The organism is Marinobacter xestospongiae (genome assembly GCF_023156385.1).
Taxonomy (GTDB): domain Bacteria; phylum Pseudomonadota; class Gammaproteobacteria; order Pseudomonadales; family Oleiphilaceae; genus Marinobacter; species Marinobacter xestospongiae.
This window is the reverse complement of record NZ_JAKZAK010000064.1, coordinates 1-1,111: the sequence shown is the minus strand read 5'-3', so window position 1 is coordinate 1,111 and position 1,111 is coordinate 1. Positions and strand designations below refer to the sequence as shown.

Annotated in this window: 1 protein-coding gene; it reads right to left on the bottom strand. The window is 59.1% G+C overall.

Annotated elements, in window-relative coordinates:
• Window positions 1–36: 36 nt before the first annotated feature.
• Window positions 37–1,056 (bottom strand): IS30 family transposase, encoded by a 1,020-nt coding sequence (locus MLD24_RS21480; RefSeq protein ID WP_282450768.1) that lies wholly within the window; start codon window positions 1,054–1,056, stop codon window positions 37–39.
• Between the last annotated feature and the right edge of the window lie 55 nt (window positions 1,057–1,111).

Below are 1,111 nucleotides of genomic sequence, written 5' to 3'. Positions count from 1 at the left end.
CAGGGCGGTCTCCAACTCCAAGTGCAACACCCCGGGTTAATGAACGCCTGACGGCGCTTCCTGGGTTCGCTTGATCAGATCCATAAAGACCTCTAGCGGAGGCTTGAAGCCCAGTCGCTTTCGAGGTCGGGTATTGAGCTGGAAGGCGATGGCATCAAGCTCGTCCTGACTGAACACTGACAGGTCTGTTCCCTTGGGCATGTACTGTCGCAAGAGACCATTGGTGTTCTCATTGACGGCCCGCTGCCAGGGGCTATGTGGATCGGCGAAGTAGATCGCCGTCCCGGTCTTCTGGGTGATCTCTGCATGGCGCACCAGCTCGCGGCCCTGATCGTAGGTGAACGTCTGGCGCATTTCCAGTGGCACCCGATTGAGAGCGGCGCTGAAGCCCTCAACGGCGGCGGTTGCGGTAGCGCCGTCCATCTTGGCCAGGAATACCAGGCCACTCACTCGCTCAACCAGGGTGCCTACAGCGGAGCGGTTGAACGCGCCTTTAATCAGGTCGCCTTCCCAGTGCCCCGGCAAGAGCCGTTCATCGACTTCAGGCGGGCGAAGGTGAATGCTGACCAGATCCGGGATCTGCTGACGGCGGTCCACGCCGCCCGCACGGGGCCGGCGCTTGGTCTTGCCTTGACGCAAGCATGCGATCAGCTCCTTGCGCAACTCACCGTGAGGCTGGGCGTAGATGGCTTTGTACACCGTCTCATGAGAGACCTGATAGTCGGGCTGGTCTGGAAACATGACCTTCAGTGTGCCGCTGATTTGCTGGGGAGACCACCGGTTTCGTAGCATGTCGAGAACGATATTATGCAGGTCCGTTCCTTCGACTAGCTTGTGCTTGGGCCGGCAGGGAAGACGCGCTGAACGTGATGAGAGGGCTGCTACCTCGGCATCATAGGGCTGATCGTCAACCGCATGCCGCCGTAACTCCCGGCTCAAAGTACTGGGAGAACGGTTCAACTCACGGGCTACGGCCCGGAGGCTGGCTCCCTGACGCATCATCAACATGAGTGTAACGCGGTCTGTCGTGCTGAGGTGGTGATAGTGATTTCCCATGGCAACACAATACTCGATCTGAGGGTGTTGCACTTAGATATTGAGCGCACGCAGT